The sequence below is a fragment of the Halomonas sp. BN3-1 genome, assembly GCF_003056325.1.
Lineage (GTDB): Bacteria > Pseudomonadota > Gammaproteobacteria > Pseudomonadales > Halomonadaceae > Halomonas > Halomonas litopenaei.
The window spans coordinates 66,424-83,711 of record NZ_PYVV01000004.1; the positions used below are offsets into that span (position 1 = coordinate 66,424).

The 17,288-nt window shown below is 64.8% G+C and carries 14 protein-coding genes; 7 read left to right on the forward strand and 7 right to left on the reverse strand.

Going from position 1 to position 17,288, the window contains the following annotated elements:
- Positions 1–133: 133 nt before the first annotated feature.
- On the forward strand, positions 134–2,935 hold the full coding sequence (polA, locus tag C9F12_RS06955; RefSeq protein ID WP_108448425.1) for a DNA polymerase I: 2,802 nt from the start codon (positions 134–136) through the stop codon (positions 2,933–2,935).
- A gap of 38 nt (positions 2,936–2,973) precedes the next feature.
- Here the strand turns inward: polA and C9F12_RS06960 are convergent, their stop codons facing one another.
- On the reverse strand, positions 2,974–3,720 hold the full coding sequence (locus C9F12_RS06960; protein WP_108448426.1) for an NAD(P)H-dependent oxidoreductase: 747 nt from the start codon (positions 3,718–3,720) through the stop codon (positions 2,974–2,976).
- Positions 3,721–3,809: 89 nt separating this feature from the next.
- On the opposite strand from C9F12_RS06960, the gene C9F12_RS06965 reads away from it, so the two are divergent.
- Both C9F12_RS06965 and C9F12_RS06970 read left to right on the forward strand, forming a co-directional pair.
- A complete protein-coding gene (locus C9F12_RS06965) occupies positions 3,810–4,691 on the forward strand; it encodes a LysR family transcriptional regulator (protein WP_108448427.1) in 882 nt (293 codons plus the stop codon).
- A 79-nt stretch (positions 4,692–4,770) separates the two neighbouring features.
- Positions 4,771–5,499, forward strand: a complete 729-nt coding sequence (locus C9F12_RS06970) for a haloacid dehalogenase type II (protein WP_108448428.1) — start codon at positions 4,771–4,773, stop codon at positions 5,497–5,499.
- A gap of 8 nt (positions 5,500–5,507) precedes the next feature.
- Here C9F12_RS06970 and C9F12_RS06975 read toward each other — a convergent pair whose 3' ends face one another.
- From C9F12_RS06975 to C9F12_RS06990, 4 genes are all read right to left on the reverse strand, one after another.
- Positions 5,508–6,575 (reverse strand): sodium:calcium antiporter, encoded by a 1,068-nt coding sequence (locus C9F12_RS06975; RefSeq protein WP_045992633.1) that lies wholly within the window; start codon positions 6,573–6,575, stop codon positions 5,508–5,510.
- Positions 6,576–6,648: 73 nt separating this feature from the next.
- Positions 6,649–7,362, reverse strand: a complete 714-nt coding sequence (locus C9F12_RS06980) for a sulfite exporter TauE/SafE family protein (RefSeq protein WP_197037042.1) — start codon at positions 7,360–7,362, stop codon at positions 6,649–6,651.
- Positions 7,356–8,810 carry an amidohydrolase family protein gene (locus C9F12_RS06985; RefSeq protein ID WP_108448429.1) on the reverse strand — a complete coding sequence of 485 codons (1,455 nt, stop codon included), beginning with the start codon at positions 8,808–8,810 and terminating at the stop codon, positions 7,356–7,358. The genes C9F12_RS06980 and C9F12_RS06985 overlap by 7 nt, the downstream gene beginning before the upstream one ends.
- The gene (locus C9F12_RS06990; protein WP_108448430.1) at positions 8,807–10,174 is read right to left on the reverse strand and encodes a solute carrier family 23 protein; all 1,368 of its coding nucleotides are present in this window, start codon (positions 10,172–10,174) and stop codon (positions 8,807–8,809) included. The genes C9F12_RS06985 and C9F12_RS06990 overlap by 4 nt, the downstream gene beginning before the upstream one ends.
- A gap of 202 nt (positions 10,175–10,376) precedes the next feature.
- Between C9F12_RS06990 and C9F12_RS06995 the strand changes: the two genes are divergently transcribed.
- Together C9F12_RS06995 and C9F12_RS07000 are read left to right on the forward strand one after the other, a co-directional pair.
- Complete coding sequence (locus C9F12_RS06995; RefSeq protein ID WP_240184203.1) at positions 10,377–11,285, forward strand: LysR family transcriptional regulator; 909 nt, start codon at positions 10,377–10,379, stop codon at positions 11,283–11,285.
- A gap of 265 nt (positions 11,286–11,550) precedes the next feature.
- Positions 11,551–12,060 (forward strand): hypothetical protein, encoded by a 510-nt coding sequence (locus C9F12_RS07000; RefSeq protein WP_146164618.1) that lies wholly within the window; start codon positions 11,551–11,553, stop codon positions 12,058–12,060.
- Positions 12,061–12,206: 146 nt separating this feature from the next.
- Here the strand turns inward: C9F12_RS07000 and C9F12_RS07005 are convergent, their stop codons facing one another.
- The gene (locus C9F12_RS07005; RefSeq protein ID WP_108131134.1) at positions 12,207–13,226 is read right to left on the reverse strand and encodes a Fe(3+) ABC transporter substrate-binding protein; all 1,020 of its coding nucleotides are present in this window, start codon (positions 13,224–13,226) and stop codon (positions 12,207–12,209) included.
- A 382-nt stretch (positions 13,227–13,608) separates the two neighbouring features.
- Here C9F12_RS07005 and C9F12_RS07010 point away from each other — a divergent pair, with 382 nt between their 5' ends.
- The gene (locus C9F12_RS07010; RefSeq protein ID WP_108448432.1) at positions 13,609–14,754 is read left to right on the forward strand and encodes an ABC transporter ATP-binding protein; all 1,146 of its coding nucleotides are present in this window, start codon (positions 13,609–13,611) and stop codon (positions 14,752–14,754) included.
- A gap of 66 nt (positions 14,755–14,820) precedes the next feature.
- Here C9F12_RS07010 and C9F12_RS07015 read toward each other — a convergent pair whose 3' ends face one another.
- The gene (locus C9F12_RS07015) at positions 14,821–16,476 is read right to left on the reverse strand and encodes an iron ABC transporter permease (RefSeq protein WP_231498506.1); all 1,656 of its coding nucleotides are present in this window, start codon (positions 16,474–16,476) and stop codon (positions 14,821–14,823) included.
- Between the two features lie 217 nt (positions 16,477–16,693).
- On the opposite strand from C9F12_RS07015, the gene C9F12_RS07020 reads away from it, so the two are divergent.
- A complete protein-coding gene (locus C9F12_RS07020) occupies positions 16,694–17,287 on the forward strand; it encodes a TetR/AcrR family transcriptional regulator (RefSeq protein ID WP_108448433.1) in 594 nt (197 codons plus the stop codon).
- Position 17,288 lies beyond the last annotated feature (1 nt).

A 17,288-nucleotide genomic window follows, 5' to 3' on the forward strand; every position in this document is an offset into this window, starting at 1 on the left:
GGCCAGGGGCTGACGCAGGGACAGGGCGATGGCCGTGACCGCGTCGAGGTCGCAAAAGCGTCCGGCAAAAGACGAAAGGGATGCGTATCATGGGTGGCATCGTAGTCATTTATCCTTACAGGGACGCCGATCCATGGCCTCAAGCCCCATCGTTCTCGTCGACGGTTCCTCCTATCTGTACCGTGCCTTCCACGCTCTGCCGCCGCTGACCACCTCCGAGGGTCAGCCCACCGGCGCCATCAAGGGCGTGATCAACATGCTCAAGCGGCTGATCAAGGACTACCCGGACAGTCCCATGGCGGTGATCTTCGACGCCCCGGGCAAGACCTTCCGCGACGAGCTCTACGACCAGTACAAGGCCCAGCGGCCACCGATGCCCGACGACCTGCGCGCCCAGGTGAAGCCACTGCACGAGTGCGTGCGTGCGCTCGGCCTGCCACTGTTGTGCATCGAGGGGGTCGAGGCCGACGACGTCATCGGCACCCTGGCGAAGATGGCCACCGACGCCGGTCGCGACGCGGTGATTTCCACCGGTGACAAGGACATGGCCCAGCTGGTCAATGGCCATATCACCCTGGTCAACACCATGAAGGGCGAGACCCTCGACGTGGACGGGGTCAAGGACAAGTTCGGCCTGCCGCCGGAGCTGATCATCGACTACCTGGCGCTGATGGGTGACAAGGTCGACAACATCCCCGGAGTCCCCGGAGTGGGCGAGAAGACCGCCATCGGCCTGCTGCAGGGCATGGAAGGCGGGCTCGACGTCATCTACGGCGATCTCGACAAGGTCAAGACGCTGTCGTTTCGTGGCGCCAAGACGCTGCCGAAGAAGCTCGAGGAGCACCGCGACAAGGCCTACCTGTCCTACGAACTGGCGACCATCAAGACCGACTGCGAGCTGGAGCTCGGCCTCGATGATCTGGCCATCGCCGCGCCGGATCGCGAGGCGCTGAAGACGCTGTATCAACGCCTGGAGTTCAAGAACTGGCTGTCGGAGCTGCTGGCAGGCCAGGATGAAGGCGTCGATGATGTCGCCGGTGGTTCCGACACCCCCGAGGGGGACAACGGAGGCGAAGGCGATAACAAGAACAAGGCCCAGGCGACGCCTTCCAGCGAGCGCCAGGATACGGTGATCCTCGAACAGGCCGAGCTGGACGCCTGGCTTGAGCGACTGGCCGCTGCCGAGGCCTTCTGCTTCGATCTGGAGACCACCAGCCTCAACTACATGGAGGCCGACATCGTCGGTGTCGGGCTGTGCCTGACGCCCGGCGAGGCGGCCTACATTCCGCTGGGCCACGACTATCTCGATGCCCCGGCCCAGCTCGATCGCAAGGCGGTGCTCGAGGCGCTGGCGCCGATCCTGGCCGACGAGGCGATCGCCAAGATCGGCCAGAATCTCAAGTACGATATCTCGGTGCTGGCGCGCTACGACATCCCGGTCAAGGGGCCCTTGGTGGATACCATGCTCGAGTCCTATGTGCTCGACTCCACCGCCACCCGCCACGACATGGACTCGCTGGCGCTCAAGTACCTGGGCGAGGGCACCGTCAAGTTCGAGGACATCGCCGGCAAGGGCGCCAAGCAGCTGACCTTCAACCAGATCGCACTGGAACAGGCCGCGCCCTACGCCTGCGAGGACGTCGACATCACCCTGCGGCTGCACCAGACGCTGCGCCCGCGAGTGGACGAGACTGGCCGCCTGGCCGAGGTCCTCGACGAGCTCGAACGCCCGCTGGTGCGGGTGCTGTCGCGCATGGAGCGCAACGGCGTGGCGCTGGACGCGGAGCTACTGCACACCCAGAGCCGGGAGCTGGGGGAGCGCATTCGCGAGCTCGAGGCCCGCGCCTATGAGCTTGCCGGGCGCGAGTTCAACCTGGGCTCGCCCAAGCAGCTCGGCCAGATCCTGTTCGAGGAGCAGGGCATCCCGGTGATCAAGAAGACCCCCAAGGGCGCGCCCTCCACCGCCGAGGCGGTGCTCGAGGAGCTGGCGCTGGACTACCCGCTGCCCAAGGTGATCATCGAGCATCGCGGCCTGTCCAAGCTGCGCTCGACCTACACCGACAAGCTGCCGAAGCTGGTCAACAAGGCCACCGGCCGGGTCCACACCAGCTACCACCAGGCGGTGACCGCCACCGGGCGGCTGTCGTCTTCCGACCCCAACCTGCAGAATATTCCGATTCGCACCGACGAGGGACGGCGCATCCGCCAGGCCTTCGTGGCACGCCCGGGCTATCGCATCGTGGCGGCGGACTACTCCCAGATCGAGCTGCGCATCATGGCCCACCTGTCCGGCGACAAGGGCCTGTTGTCAGCCTTCGCCGAGGACAAGGACATCCACGCCGCCACCGCCGCCGAGGTGTTCGGGGTGGCCCTGGACAAGGTCAACGGCGAGCAGCGGCGCAGCGCCAAGGCGATCAACTTCGGCCTGATCTACGGCATGAGTGCCTGGGGCCTGGGCCGCCAGCTGCATATCGAGCAGAGCCAGGCCAAGACCTACATCGACCGCTACTTCGATCGTTATCCCGGGGTCGCACGCTACATGGAGCGCATCCGCGCCCAGGCCGCCGAAGACGGCTACGTCGAGACGGTGTTCGGACGCCGGCTCTACCTGCCGGAGATCCACTCCCAGAACCGTGCCCGGCGCCAGGGCGCCGAGCGTACCGCCATCAACGCACCGATGCAGGGCACCGCGGCGGACATCATCAAGCGCGCGATGATCGATATGGACGCCTGGCTCGCAGACCAGGCCGGCAGCGACGGCTTCGACGCCTGGATGGTGATGCAGGTCCATGACGAACTGGTGTTCGAGGTCAGAGATGACCAGGCCGAGACCTTCATGGAAGAGGTCAAGACGCGCATGCAGAACGCCGCCAGCCTCGACGTACCGCTGATCGTCGAGGCCGAGTGCGGTGACAACTGGGACGAGGCGCACTGAGGCGTTGCCGCGGATACTGGAGTGCCGAGTCGGAGCTTCTATCGCCATCGCAGAGGATGACGCAGCCCCAGCCGACCTTGCTCGTCCCAGTCATCCCACCCTGAGAAGGGGATCGTCGACTCCCCTTCCAGGCCCTTGAGCCTGGCCCGCCAGTCGGCCTTGGTGCTTTCGAGGTGCCGGCGGAATGCGGTCTCCTCCTGATAGGCGAGGCCGCCGCCCTGGATGCCGAAGGCGAGCTGTGGTGGCAGCACTTCGAGGCCCAGGTAATACAGGGAACAGTGGAAGGGGTACATCAGCCGAACAATGTCTCCCGCTCTGCCGGTGGGCTCGAAGGCCTCCGCCGGCGATCCTGTCGACACCGCGCAGATGGCGCGTTTGCCCTTGAGTCGCCCGCGATCATAGCGGCGACTTCCGGAGTACATCCCTCCGTACACCATCACGCGATCGAACCAGCCCTTGAGCATGGCCGGTGGTCCATGCCACCACAGTGGAAACTGAAAAATCACCAGCTCTGCCTGTTCCAGCCGTTGGATTTCTCTTGCGACATCCTCGGGAAGCTGTCCTTCTTCGAAGGCATGGCGTTGTTCCGTCAGTGCACTAAACACCTGCGAGTCCTGGCGATTGCGGTAGTGGCGAGGGTGTTCAATGGCATCGAAGCCTTCAGCGTACAGGTCGCTGATGACCACCCGATGGCCCTGGGAGGTAAGAGTGTCGGCGGTCATGGCGGTCAAGGCGCCGTTCAAGGAGTGGGGTTCAGGGTGACAGTGAACGATCAGGACATTCATGGTCGACTCCGTTGCGGTGGGTGTGGTTCAGGCTATGCCTTACACTTGTGCAACGAAATTCCCTATTCTTGTCAGCAGGCTTTGCAAAAATGAACAGTTGGGACGACTTGAGGACGGTGCTCGAGATTTCGCGCTCGGGCTCTCTCTCAGGGGCAGCACGCCAGCTTGGCGTCAGCCACGCCACCGTGTTTCGGCGCCTGCGAAACATCGAGCGGCGCCTGGGCGTGCTGTTGTTCGAGCGCTCACCCGGTGGTTACCAGCCCACCTTGGCGGGGGAAGAGATGGCGCAGGCGGCAGCGCGCGTGCACCAGGAGGTAGAAGGGGTGACGCGCCGCATCCAGGGGCGGGATCAACGGCTGGAGGGCGTCATTCGCGTCACCCTGACAGACTCCTTGCTGCAGGGGCTGCTGATGCCGGTATTCGAGGCGTTCCAGCAACGCCATCCCGCCATCGTGCTTGATGTCTCGGTCTCCAATGCCCTCTATGATCTGGCTGCTCGCGACGCCGAGGTGGCGATTCGGCCCTCCAACCAGCCGCCCGAGACGTTGGTCGGTCGGCGAGTCGGTTCGATCCGCCAGGCGATCTACGTGGCTCGCGATGGCGACATCTCCGAGCCGGGCGATATTACCGCCTGGATTGATCAGGGACAGCGCCCCGACGATGCGGCGCTGGCGGCTTGGATGGAAGACAAGGTCGAGCAAGCGATGGTCCGCTTCCGTTGCGATAGCCTGCTGGGGCGGCAGCAGGCCGCCAGGCGTGGCTTGGGGGCGGTGGTGCTTCCTCGTTATCTGGGCGATGCTGATGTCGGCTTGAAACAGGTAGGAGATGAGTTGGAGGCGTTGGCGGTCGACCTGTGGCTGTTGGCCCACCAGGACATGCGTCAGGTCGTGCGTATACGCCTGTTTATCGACTTTCTTGCCGAGTCGCTCAGGGCGAGGTTGGCGCCCGGGGCGGCAGACCCAAAGCGCTAGGCCAAGCCTTGGTACCCGCCGTAGGGTACCGCTACGACTTCGGACAAGATCCACCGGCCGCGAAACAAGGAGAGCGACGATGACGACAACACCTGTACGCCCGCAGATACTCGCCTTCGATATCTTCGGCACAGTGGTCGACTGGCACGGCAGTATCGCCCGGGAGGTCGAGGCGCTGGGTTTGCTCACGTCGCCAGGCGCAGCGGCATCGATGACGCCCGCGGACTTCGCCCGAGCCTGGCGCGCGGGTTATCGGCCGGCCATGGACAGGGTGATGTCCGGCGAGCTTGGCTGGACGCGTATCGACGACTTGCATCGGATGATTCTCGATGAGCTGCTCGATCGCCACGGGCTGGCACTGGACGAGGTGGGCAGGGCCCATCTCAACCGCGCCTGGCATCGTCTGGCGCCCTGGCCCGACAGCGTCGAGGGGCTGTCACGGCTCAAGCGCGGCTATACCCTGTGCACCCTGTCCAATGGCAACCTGGGGCTGCTCGCCAATATGGCCAAGCACGCCGGCCTGCCCTGGGACCTGATCCTGTCCGCCGAGGTCTTCCGCGCCTACAAACCCCATCCCGACACCTACCTGGGAGTGGCCGAGGTCTTCGAGGTGGCCCCCGAGGAGGTGATGCTGGTGGCCGCCCACCAGGACGACCTCGACGCCGCCCGCCGCTGCGGCCTCAAGACCGCCTACATCGAGCGTCCCCATGAGTTCGGCGAAGACGCCCCCAAGGCGGTGGAAGGTTCGCCCGACAACGATCTCCACTGCACCTCGTTGATCGATCTGGCCGATCGTCTGGGCGCCTAGTGTCATCGCTATCCAGTCGTGGCGTGGGCGCTGACAGCGCCCGATGGCGGCAGGTGCGGCACCAGGTCGATGGTGCCGAAGGACTCGAGCGAGACCCACACCACGAAGGCCGCGTAGACCACCAGCAGACAGATCGACTCGCGCCGCGACAGGATCATGTGGGTGCGCATCATCAGAAACAGCAGCACCGTGGCGAAGGTCAGCGCGGCCATCATCGGCGCCGCCAGCGAGAAGTCGATCACCGCGGTACCGGCGATCAGCACCCCCGCCGGGATGCACACCAGCAGGTCGAAGGTGTTGCTGCCGAGCACATTGGCGATGCTGGTGACGCCGCGTCCCTGGCGTGCCGCGCGGATGGAGACGAAGGCATCGGGAATCGAGGTGCCGGCCGCAACCACGGTGATGCCCCACAGGAAGCTCGGGGTGCCGAAGATCTCGCCGAAGTTGATCGCCGCGCGCACCAGCCCCTCGACGCCGACCACGATGACCACCAGCGACAGCGCCAGTCGTCCCCACTCTCGTCCCGGGCGGATGTCGCTGACGTCCTCGTCGGATTCATGATCCAGAGTGTCCTGGTACTGCACAAACAGGTAGAGCCCGTACAGGGCCACCGGCATCAAGGCCAGCCAGCGGGTCATCTCGCCCTGGATGCTGCCGCCCTGGGGCGAGGTCTCCACCGGATGGTAGATGGCGGCGAAGGCGAAGGTCAGGGTCAGCACCGCCACCGCGATCATGTAGAACTGGGCTTCCTTGTAGACCAGGTCGCGATTGGCCTGAAGCGGTGACTTCGAGGCCAGCCCGCTGAGCCCGGGAATCACCAGGATATTGAACAGCGCCGAGCCGACGATGGCCGCCACACCGAGCTCGAACTCGCCGTGGACCAGGGTCGAGATGACGGTGGTGGACAGCTCCGGGAAGCTCGAGCCTACCGCCACCACGATGGCACCCTGAACGATTTCCGGCAGCCGGTAGTAGGCCGACAGGCGCTGGCTCGAGCGTTCGAGCAGACCGCTGCCCTTCCAGATGATGGCGGTGGCGATGACGGCGACCAGCGTCCAGAGCAAGATGGCGGACATTCCCTATCCTTGAGCGAGAAGTGGCCCTGTCAGCTTAGCCTTCCTGATCGCTCGCGCAAAAGACAGACGCTGGCTATCGCGGCACCATCAGGAACAGCCCGGAGAGTAGCGCAAACAACAGGACCCCCTGACGCAGGCGTTTCGCATCCAGACGCTGGTGCATGATTCGGCTCAAGACGGTACCGATCAGCAGAGGGGGAAGAAGAGCGAGCGCCCACCACAGCTGTGTCTGTTGCACGGCACCTGCCATGGCGAGAATCAACAGTGACAGCACTTCGCCGACCACGAAGCAGCAGGCAATGGTGGAACGCAGCTCGGGACCCGGTCGATGCTGGTAGAGCAGGGCCAGGGGAGGGCCACCGACCCCGGTGGCGGTTTCGGTGACACCGGTGATGGCACCCACCGTGAGGCAGGCGCCGGTGCCCGGTCGAAACACCGGAGCAAAGAGGGCGACCAGCACCGCGAGCACGGTGGACGCTCCGATCAACTGGTTGAGCCCTTGGGTGCTCAGCACCATCAACACCGCGAGCCCGGCCAGGGTGCCTGGCAATCGTCCAGCGCTGATCCAGGCGCTGCCGCGCCAATCGATGGCCTCGCGCTCGCGCAGCGCCACCAGCAGATTCAGCGGAAGCATCAGGACCAGCAATGCCACCGGCAGCAGAGTCGGTGCCAGTATTCCCAGCACCGGGGCCACAATCAGCGCGAAACCGATACCGATGGCACCCTGGACGAAGGACGCCAGCAGGGTGGCTACGGCGGCGATCGCATAGGTAGTGGTCGTCAGCATCGGGGCTCCCCATTGCCTCGCTGCCTGAAGGGCGTCGCTTCACCAGCTTTTGCATGGCGCTCGCGATGCACCTCGGAGGTCGGATGGACCCGCTGGATCGGTGCCTTGTTGATGGCGGCGGGAGCCACCTCGCGGACTTCAGCAAGCAGTGCCCGTGCGTCCCAGTCCACTGGCCAGCCTTGCCAGAGTCTCAGTCGGCCAGCGGTGAACACGGCTTCGATCTGATCCCGATTGCCGTAGCGCACAAGTTCCCAGGGCCGGTCCCAGGAAGGCGTCATTTCAGGCACCTCGAGATCCACCAGCAGGAAGTCGGCGGCTTTATCCACAGTGATGTCGCCGGTGATGCTGCCAAGCCCGCAGCACTCGGCGCTGCCCAGGGTAGCGTGTTCCAGCCAGCGCCAGCCACCGCCGCAGGAGCTGTCGCCGGTAGCCAGACCGAAGGCCATTCGCTGGCTGGTCTCGGCCGCATCCATCAGGCGAAAGCCATCACTGCGGGTACCGTCTGTACCGAGCCCGAAACGGATGCCAAGCGCCGCCATCTGCAGGGCGGGTGCGACCGCGTTGCCTTTCCAGCTGCTGGCGACCGGATTGAAGGCCACCGCGGTATCGGTATCTCGCAGCAGATTGAGTTCGTCTGGCGTGACCAGGGTGGCGTGGGCGATCAGGGTCTGTGGGCCGAGTGCGCCCACCGCGTGCAGATGCTCCAGCGGCCGCTGTGAGCGCGTTACCAGAGAACGTTCGACCGCCTGGAGGTGCTCGTTGACGTGGCTCTGGAAGATCGCTCCCTTGTCGCGGCATAGCGTGGCGACGTCATTGAGCATATCGTCGCTGGCCGCTTCGGGAATGGAAATTGCCAGGGATGGATGGATCAACGCGTGGTCGCGGTAGTCCGCCAGGTGGGCCACGGCACGGTCGAGAATGGCGTTGCGTTGCTGGGGCGAACCGCTACCGCCCCGATCATTGCAGATCATGCCGAGCACGCAGCGAAGCCCGCTCTCTTCGGCCGCCTTGGCGAGTGCGCCGATTTCCCCCGCACTGCGGGTGCCCGCGTCCACCGCAGTGGTAAAGCCTCCGCGCAAGGCCTCGAGCGCCGCCAGTTTGGACGACAAGTGAAGCAGTCGCTCGTCCAGGCTGGATTCCAGCGGCACCCAGATGCGTCGAAAGATTTCGGAGGGTTCTCCGAACACCAGCGACTTGCCCAGTGACTGGGTCAGATGATGGTGGCTGTCGACGAACCCCGGCATCATCAGGTGTCCCGGCAGGTCGATCGGGGACAACGTCGGATGACGGGCGACCAGGGCTTCCTTGGGTCCGATATCGATGAAGCGCCCGGCGCTCGTCACGACTCCCATGTCACGCTGAATGCTTCCATTCGCGAGCAGTTCGCCAGGGCACAGCAGCAGCTCGCTGGCCGAGAGTCGCTGGCGCAGTTGCTGATCGAGTGTCATGAATCTGTCTCCGGAGCTTCGGTGTGGGAGGGCTGGGTCTCGCGGGCGCTGTTGCCGCTGCCCAGGTGGTAGAAGGCCAGGTTGACGATCACCGCGGTGAGGGTGCCCATGGCCAGTCCATTACCCAGGATGATCTGCAGGTGGGTCGGGAAGGCTGAGTAGAAGCCCGGGACAACGATCGGCAGCAGACCCATGGCCAGCGCCGAGGCCAGCGTGAAGAGGTTGCCGTGCTCATTGAAGTCGACGCGGCGCAGGATATTGATGCCCATGACCCCGATGATGGCGAAGACGATGACGGCGGTGCCGGCCACCACCGGTGTCGGCAGGGTGGCGGCCAGTCGGCCCAGAGGTGCCAGCATGGCCAGCAGGATCAGCAGACAGCCGGCGGCGATGGTGACATAGCGCGAGCGCACGCCAGTGGCCCGGATGATGCCGATATTCTCGCCGCTGGTGATGATCAGCGAGGTGCCGAGGCAGCCGCCGAACAGCGAGCCCAGGGCGTCGGCGCGAATGTTCCTGGGAACCAGGGCCTTGGCATCGCCTCGCTTGCCGACGATTTCGGCGGTGGCCATGGTCTGGCCGGTGGCCTCGGTCATCGACACCACGCTGAAGATGATCAGCGGCAGCGACGCCAGCAGGTCGAACTTGGGCATGCCGAAAGGAAAGAGTTGGGGCAGGGCGATCAAGGGGCCATCAAAGATGCCCGCCACGCTGAGGTGACCGAAGGCTGCCGCGATCAGCGCACCCATGACAAGCCCGATCATCACCGAGATGCGACGCAGGGCGCCGGTAAACACTCTGGCACTCACGACGATGCAGGCGATGGTGGCCAGCGCCAGCAGAATGGTCGAAGGGGCAGCGAAGTCGGGGCTGTCAGGGCGCCCGGCGATGAGGCCACCGAAGATCTTGACCAGGTTGATGGCCACCAGCAGCAGCATGGTGCCGATCACGATGGGCGGAAAGAAGCGGAGAACTCGGGTGAAGAAGGGCAGTGCCAGGAAGTAGAACAAGGCGGTCAGAATCACCGCACCGGTGGCGGTCTGGATATCGGTGGCCTGGGCGATCGCCAGAAAGATGACGATGGGGGCACCGCCAGGGACCTGCACGAACGGGAGTCTCGCGCCGAAGCCCAGAACCCCGATGGATTGCAGCAGGGTGCCGAGGCCACAGGCGAGGAAGGTGGCGCTCATCAGCGGTACCGTGACGTCAGGCCCGAAGCCCAGCGCCTGGCCGACCAGGAAGACCGCCGTGATCGGTGCGGCTGCCATCACCAGTACGTGCTGCAAGCCGTAGAGGATGGCAGCCTTCAGTGGCAGCCGTTCGTCCACCGGATCGACGGAATCGGTGCGAAGAGGAGAAGACATGGGTGGCCTCATTGTTGTTGTCGTTCAAGAATGTGCGTCCAGGTGTTTGCCGAACCGCGTTTCTTCAGCGGGTTTCAGGTGAAAGCTAGCGCTGAGTCAGTGTGCGCGTCTATCATCGTTTTTCGTGAGATGTGTTGCCGAAATGGCAACGATTAGTGAGCCAGCCATGGTCTGACGAATCAGGAGACACCGCGTGCCCTTGATGACCACCGCGCTACGCTATTTCGATGAGGTTGCCCGACAAGGGTCGATCCGCAGGGCCGCAGACCAGCTCCATGTGGCAGCATCGGCGGTCAATCGCCAGATCCTCAAACTGGAGGACGAGCTTGGCGTACCGCTGTTTGAGCGGCTTCCCCGCGGCCTGCGCCTGTCCTCGGCGGGCGAGCTGCTGGTCTATCAGGTGCGACAGTGGCAGCGGGACGAACGTCAGCTGCTGGGGGTGCTGGACGATATCCGAGGCACCGGTACCAGTGAGGTGCGGGTCGCGTCGGTGGAGTCAGTGACCGACCGCCTGCTGCCGGTGACCATTCGGCGCTTCATGGAGCGCTATCCACGTGTGCGTTTCGACCTGTCCACCGATCTTACCGACCCCATCATCGACGCTATCCTGTCGGGAGAGGCTGACATCGGACTTTGCATCAATCCGCCGTCCAATCCCCGCCTGCGTACCCTGCGCCGGCTCGAATTGCGTTTCGGCGCGGTCATGGCGCCGTGGCACGCTCTGGCCAAGGCGAGCGAGCTTCGCCTCAAGGATTTCGAGAACGTCCCAGTGATCTTGCCGGACCAGGCAATGTTTCGTGGCTCTACTCTGGAACGCGCGCTGTCCACTCAGGACGTGCGACTCTCCGCCGTTGCCGCGTGTGGCCGCATCCTGAGCATGAAGTCGCTCGCCAGAGAGGGCGTGGGCGTGGCGTTTCTCAATCCGCTGGATGTGACTCGTGAACTGGCCGAGGGGGAGCTTGTCTTTGTGCCTTTGCGGGATCGTGGTATCGCTGCGGCACAGTTGGAAATGTGTGTGGCCAAGGATCGGCCGCTGCCTCTGGCCATCGCCGTATTCGCCGAAATGCTGGATGAGGCGCTGAAGGAACTGGATGTCGCCACCACCGTCTAGGGCTTGTCTGAAAAGTGCCTGCGCTCGGTAATACGGCGTTAAAAATCGGATCAAAATGCTCATTTACACCCCGTAAACTGCGCTTTCTCACCGATTTTTGCCTTGTCTAACCTTCGCTCGTCGACTTTTCGGACAGCGCCTAGTCACTCGCGTCACGCGAAGTAGGTCTTCAGACTGCCGAGATGGCACTGCGGGTGCTATGGTGTCGGTCATGGATTGCTTATCTGGTCGTGGTTGCCACGGCCTCACTGCCGGAGACAAGGATATGACACGGGGAAAGATGGGATGGGCCGCTGTGGCCATGCTGACACTGGCTGGCTGTGCGTCGACCTCACAACCGCAGACGGCGGCCGAGATGTTCGACTGCGACGCCCTCAATCAGGCCGTGGCCAGTGCCGACAATGATTTCACCGACATCAAGGGACGCTTCGACGACACTCGGCTGACCCGCAGCTGGGAAACCGATGTCCAGGCCTTCCACGACTCCTGTCTGATCACCTCGGCGCAGCGCCCGGATCACTACTCCTGTTTCGGACGGATGGACAGTGACGACCCACGTGGTGCCCTGGTGGCCGGTGGTGAGGCCCTTGGCCAGTGCCTGGGCAGTGACTGGACCTCCACCCGCGAGACGTCCGATCGTCTGGTCTTCTCCAGGGCCGGCAGCGACACCACCGTGACGCTGGAAACCTTCCTCAACGACCGCGGCCGCCGTATGGGCAGCCTGGATGTGTGGCAGCATCCGGATGATCTGCGTCTGGAGTCCACCGACGGCTGACTGCCGCTGTTGGACCCATGACGGGTCCATTGACTGCACCAATGACAGGGCCCGTGCCGATCGGCACGGGCCCTGTCGTTGTGGCCTTGGCGTTTGTGCTGCTTGCGCAGGCCCTCATCAGCGGCGAGGGCCTGGCGTGGACGGGCTTAACGCCAGCCGACGCGATCGAAGATCTTGACCGCTTCCGGGTTGTTCTCGCCCAGCACGCTGACGTTGACTTCGTCCTTCTTGAACTCGCCCCAGGAGCCGAGTACCTCGTCCACGGCGACGCCCTCGACCACCGGGAATTCGTGGTTGCCCACGGCGAACAGTTCCTGAGCTTCGTCGGAGGCCAGGAACTCGAGGAAGGCGACGGCGTTGTCGTGGTTAGGTGCACCCTTGACCAGGCCGGCACCGCCGACGTTGACGTGGGCACCACGGTCATCCTGGTTGGGGAACAGGATCTGCACGCTTTCGGCGGCCTCGCGCTCGTCGGCGTCGTCGGAGGTCAGCAGACGCACGTAGTAGTAGTGGTTGGCCACCGCCACGTCGCACTCGCCGCTGGCTACGCCCTTGATCTGGTCGCGGTCGCCACCCTCGGGGTCGCGAGCCATGTTGTCGACCACGCCCTGGGCCCACTCTTCGGCACCTTCCTCACCGTGGTGCTCGACCATCGAGGCCAGCAGTGACTGGTTGTAGATGTTGTTGGAGGAACGGATGCAGATCTTGCCCTTGAGGCTGGGATCGGCCAGCTTCTCGTAGCTGTCGACCTGCTCGGGCTCGATGGTCTCGGGGTTGTAGAAGATCGCCCGCACGCGCTGGCTGAAGCCGAACCAGTCGCCTTCGGGGTGGCGCATGCTCTCGGGCAGGCGCTCGTTGAGCACCTCGGAGTCCACCGGCGCGAAGATGCCTTCCTCCTCGGCGCGCCACAGGCGGCCGGCGTCCACGGTCATCATGATGTCGGCGGGGCTGGCCTCGCCCTCGCGCTTGATGCGCTGGATGAGCTGGTCGGAATCGCCCTGCAGCACGTTGACCTCAATGCCGGTCTGTTCGGTGAAGGCGTCGTACATGGCCTGGTCGGAGTCGTAGTGACGTGCCGAGTACACATTGACGCTGCCGTCGGCGTAGGCGAGACCGGAAGCGCCGGCCAGGGCGATGGCGATGGCAAGACGAGAGACGTTGGACATCGGAGACCTCGAGTGGCGGATGGAATGATAATACGTGTCATTCGGTGTCCGTATTGAACGACCTCCCGGGCACGGCGTCAATCACTGTGCCTCCTTGGGCTGATGTAGGGTGCTTCTCTCGGCATAGTGGAGGGGGCACGATCGATGTACTGATGGGGGCTACGTCGGGGGCGGATACCTCCGACCATCGGGCGCTCCAGCCTGGCGCTGCGCCCCCTGGCACCCGCTGCTTCGGGAGCCGGCAGGGCGGCGAGGCTGACCCACTAGCGCGGGAGATATCGCACAGGCAAAGGAGAAGGCGTGTCGAAAGGATTCGCGTTACCATGGCCAATCCATCGGCTTTCGCCGTCGTCCATCCGACCTTCGACACGCGATCCCTTCCATGACCTCACACCTTGCCAGCTCCGCCACCGTTTCCGAGCAGACCTTCGAGGAAGGCGTTGTCGCCGATCCTCTGCTGGCTGTGCGCAATATCCAGCATCGATACGACAGCAAGCTTGCCGTCAGCGACGCCTCCTTCGACATCGCGCCGGGCGAGGTGGTGTGCCTGCTCGGGCCGTCGGGCTGTGGCAAGACGACGCTGCTGCGCATCGTCGCCGGACTCGAGGCGTTGCAGCAGGGGGAGCTCAAGTTCGACGGCCAGACCCTGGCCGCACCGGGGCGTCCCCACGTGCCGCCGGAGAAGCGCAGCGTGGGGCTGGCCTTCCAGGAATCGGCACTGTTTCCCCACTTGAGCGTGCTCGACAACGTGACCTTCGGGCTCAAGGGGATGCCGGCGCGGGCGCGCCGTGAACGAGCCCTGGAACTGCTCGCTCAGCTGGGTATGGACGGCTACTCCGAGGCCTTCCCGCACACCCTGTCCGGTGGCCAGCAGCAGCGGGTGGCCCTGGCCAGGGCCCTGGCGCCCTCGCCGCAATTGATGCTGCTGGACGAGCCTTTCTCGAGCCTCGACGCGCGTCTCAGGGACCGTATCCGCGATGACACCCTGCACGTGCTCAAGCAGGTGGGCGCCGGCACCCTACTGGTGACCCATGACCCCGAAGAGGCGATGTTCATGGCCGATCGCATCGTGCTGATGCGCGATGGTCGGGTGGTGCAGGTAGGCACGCCGGAAGAGCTCTACTGCGCGCCGGCCGACCCCTTCGTGGTGACCTTCTTCGGGGACGTCAATCGCCTGGAAGGCGTCGCCCAGCGTGGCTATGTGCATACCGCGGTGGGGCCCGTCGCCACCGACCTGCCTGACGGCGCCCGCGCCCAGGTGCTGATGCGCCCGGAGGCGCTCAGGGTGGTGGAAATCGAGAGCGACGGCCAGCACGCCCACCACAGCCACGTGCTGATGGCACGACTGCTGGGGCGTTGCAGTCTGCTGCACCTCTGCGTGCACGGTATCGATGGCCAGGAGGCCCACATGCACGCCCGGGTACCCGGGGTCTTTCTGCCGAGGGAAGGCCAGGCCGTGCAGGTCAGTCTCGACCCGGCCCAGGTATTCGTGTTCCCCGCCGAGGCGTCCGGCCTCGAGGCCGTCTAGGGCCCCTGGCCCCGGCGCACCAGGGGAGGACTATTCGTATCCAGTCGTATACAGCAGGGGCCAGCGTCAGTCGCTGGCCTGGCCCGGGCGCGAGCGGCGCATCGCCAGGCTCAGCAGCACCACCGGAATGATCCCCACGGCAACGATGGCCAGGGACGCTGTCGAGGCCTCGGCCAGGCGTTCGTCAGCGGCCAGGTTGTGGGCTCGCACCGCCAGGGTGTCGAAGTTGAACGGGCGCAGGATGATGGTGGCCGGCAGCTCCTTCATCACGTCGACGAAGACCAGGATCCCGGCGGCCAGCAGGCTGCCGCGCATGATCGGCGTGTGCACCTTGCGGAGGGTGCCGGTGGCGGTTTCGCCGAGGGTTCGGGCCGCCGCGTCCATCGACGGGGTGACCTTGCCCAGGCTCGCTTCCACGGCGTTGAACGACACCGCGAGAAAACGCACCACATAGGCATAGATCAGGATAAAGGCGGTACCGCTGAGGATCAGGCCGATCACCTCCCCGGTGGCGGCCTTGTACAGCTGGTTGAGCTGGACGTCGACCCAGGCGAAGGGGATCAGGATGCCTACCGCCACCACCGACCCCGGAATCGCGTAGCCCAGCGAGGCCACCCGCGTGGCCGTGCGGGTCAGCGGGCCCTGTTCGAGTCGGGCGCCATAGCTCAGCACCACCGCCAGCCCCACCGCGATCAGGGCGGCGACGGCTGCCAGCAGCAGGCTGTTGCCTGCGTACTCGAAAAAGGCGCTGCCCAGCACGCTGTCTCCGGCCTTCAGCGCCATGTACCCCAGCAGCAGGCAGGGCAACAGGAAGCCCACCGTCACCGGCAGCGCGCAGGCCAGGGTGGCCGCCCAGGCGCGTGCACCGCTTAGACGGTACTCCGGTAGTTGCTGGTAGCGGTGAGAGGTGTGGTGGAAGCGGCGCTTGCCCCGGGACCAGCGCTCCAGCAGCACGAACAGGATCACGAAGGCCAGCAGGCACGCCGCCAACTGGGCGGCGGCGACCTGTTCGCCAAGTCCGAACCAGGTGCGATAGATGCCGGTGGTGAAGGTATCCACGCCGAAGTACTGCACCGCGCCGAACTCGTTGAGGGTTTCCATCAAGGCCAGCGACACGCCCCCCACCAGCGCCGGTCGCGCCAGCGGTACCGCCACCTGGGTAAACATCTGCCAGGGGCCGCGGCCCAGGGTGCGTCCCACGTCGAGCATGCACACCGACTGCTCGAGGAAGGCCGCCCTGGCCAGCATGTACACGTAGGGGTAGAGCACCAGGGTGATCAGGGTGGCGGCACCCGGTAACGAGCGGATGTCGGGGAACCAGTAGTCCCCGCGGGACCAGCCGAAGGCTTCGCGCAGGGCCTCCTGCACCGGCCCTGCGTACTGCAGGAAGTCGGTGTAGGCGTAGGCGATGACGTAGGTGGGTACCGCCAACGGCAGCAGCATGGCCCATTCGAACAGGCGCTTGCCGGGAAAACGGCACATTACTACCAGCCAGGCGCAGCCGGTACCTATGGCCAGGGTGCCAAGGCCGACGCTGAGTACCAGGAACAGGGTGTTGAGCAGATAACGCGTCAGCACAGTGTCGGCCAGGTGACGCCAGATATCGCCGGCGGGCACCAGAATATGGGCCAGGATCACCAGCACCGGCAGTGCCACCACCGCGGCGACAGCCAGCGTCAACCAGCCCCAGCGCGAAAGCCGCCGGGAACGAACCTTGGCCACGGAATGAGTACTGCTGGACACGGACGGACTCCTGCTGCGGGCACCGCTGACGGACGGGAGGCCAGATCATACCAGTCCGTGCCGGCGGCTGCAGTTGGCCATCAAGGGGAGGCATGGAGGCGCGCACCAAACGGAAGTGAGACCTTGGCTCGGCGGGCTTTGAAAGTGAATAACTATTCATTTATTTTAAGAGGCATCTCAAAAGAGGGTAAATGTCATGCGCCCACGCGACGACACCAAGCGGGTGGCACTGCTCGAGGCGACCCTGGTCGAGGTCACCGAGCACGGCTTCGGCGTGGCCTCGGTGGCCCGTATCGCGCGTCGCGCCAGGGTGTCGCCCGCCACCCTCTATATCCACTTTGCCGACAAGGACGCCCTGCTGGAGGCGACCTTTGTGCACGTCTGTGACCAGCTGATCGATACCGCCCTGGAGGCCTTCGATGCGGCACTTGAGCTGCGCCAGGCGCTGCGCGAGATGTGGCATGCGCTGTTTCATCTGGCCCTCGACCAGCCGCGCCTGTTTCGCTTCCACGACGCCTTCAGCCATTCGGTATGGATGAATGATCGGGTCCGCGAGCGCAACGATCTGCGCCTGGCGCCCTTGCTCGATGCCATCGCCCAGGGGCATCGGGATGGCGTGCTCAAGCCGGTTGGGCTTGCGCTGCTGGAAAGCTTCATGTTCCGCCCGATCTACCACCTGGTGCAGAGCCAGGGGAGCCACCCGTTCGAGCCCACCCACACCAATATCGACCAGGCCTTTGCGATGGCCTGGGACGCCATTGCCGTTCGCCACGACAACTCGCGTCCCTGAC

Coding starts and splice junctions, on each gene's coding strand:
- C9F12_RS07000 (WP_146164618.1), top strand. CDS start 11,551: ATGACACGGGGAAAGATGGGATGGGCCGCTGTGGCCATGCTGACACTG.
- C9F12_RS06990 (WP_108448430.1), bottom strand. CDS start 10,174: ATGTCTTCTCCTCTTCGCACCGATTCCGTCGATCCGGTGGACGAACGG.
- C9F12_RS06960 (WP_108448426.1), bottom strand. CDS start 3,720: ATGAATGTCCTGATCGTTCACTGTCACCCTGAACCCCACTCCTTGAAC.
- C9F12_RS06995 (WP_240184203.1), top strand. CDS start 10,377: ATGACCACCGCGCTACGCTATTTCGATGAGGTTGCCCGACAAGGGTCG.
- C9F12_RS06975 (WP_045992633.1), bottom strand. CDS start 6,575: ATGTCCGCCATCTTGCTCTGGACGCTGGTCGCCGTCATCGCCACCGCC.
- C9F12_RS06970 (WP_108448428.1), top strand. CDS start 4,771: ATGACGACAACACCTGTACGCCCGCAGATACTCGCCTTCGATATCTTC.
- C9F12_RS06985 (WP_108448429.1), bottom strand. CDS start 8,810: ATGACACTCGATCAGCAACTGCGCCAGCGACTCTCGGCCAGCGAGCTG.
- C9F12_RS06980 (WP_197037042.1), bottom strand. CDS start 7,362: ATGCTGACGACCACTACCTATGCGATCGCCGCCGTAGCCACCCTGCTG.
- C9F12_RS07005 (WP_108131134.1), bottom strand. CDS start 13,226: ATGTCCAACGTCTCTCGTCTTGCCATCGCCATCGCCCTGGCCGGCGCT.
- C9F12_RS06965 (WP_108448427.1), top strand. CDS start 3,810: ATGAACAGTTGGGACGACTTGAGGACGGTGCTCGAGATTTCGCGCTCG.
- polA (WP_108448425.1), top strand. CDS start 134: ATGGCCTCAAGCCCCATCGTTCTCGTCGACGGTTCCTCCTATCTGTAC.
- C9F12_RS07010 (WP_108448432.1), top strand. CDS start 13,609: ATGACCTCACACCTTGCCAGCTCCGCCACCGTTTCCGAGCAGACCTTC.
- C9F12_RS07020 (WP_108448433.1), top strand. CDS start 16,694: ATGCGCCCACGCGACGACACCAAGCGGGTGGCACTGCTCGAGGCGACC.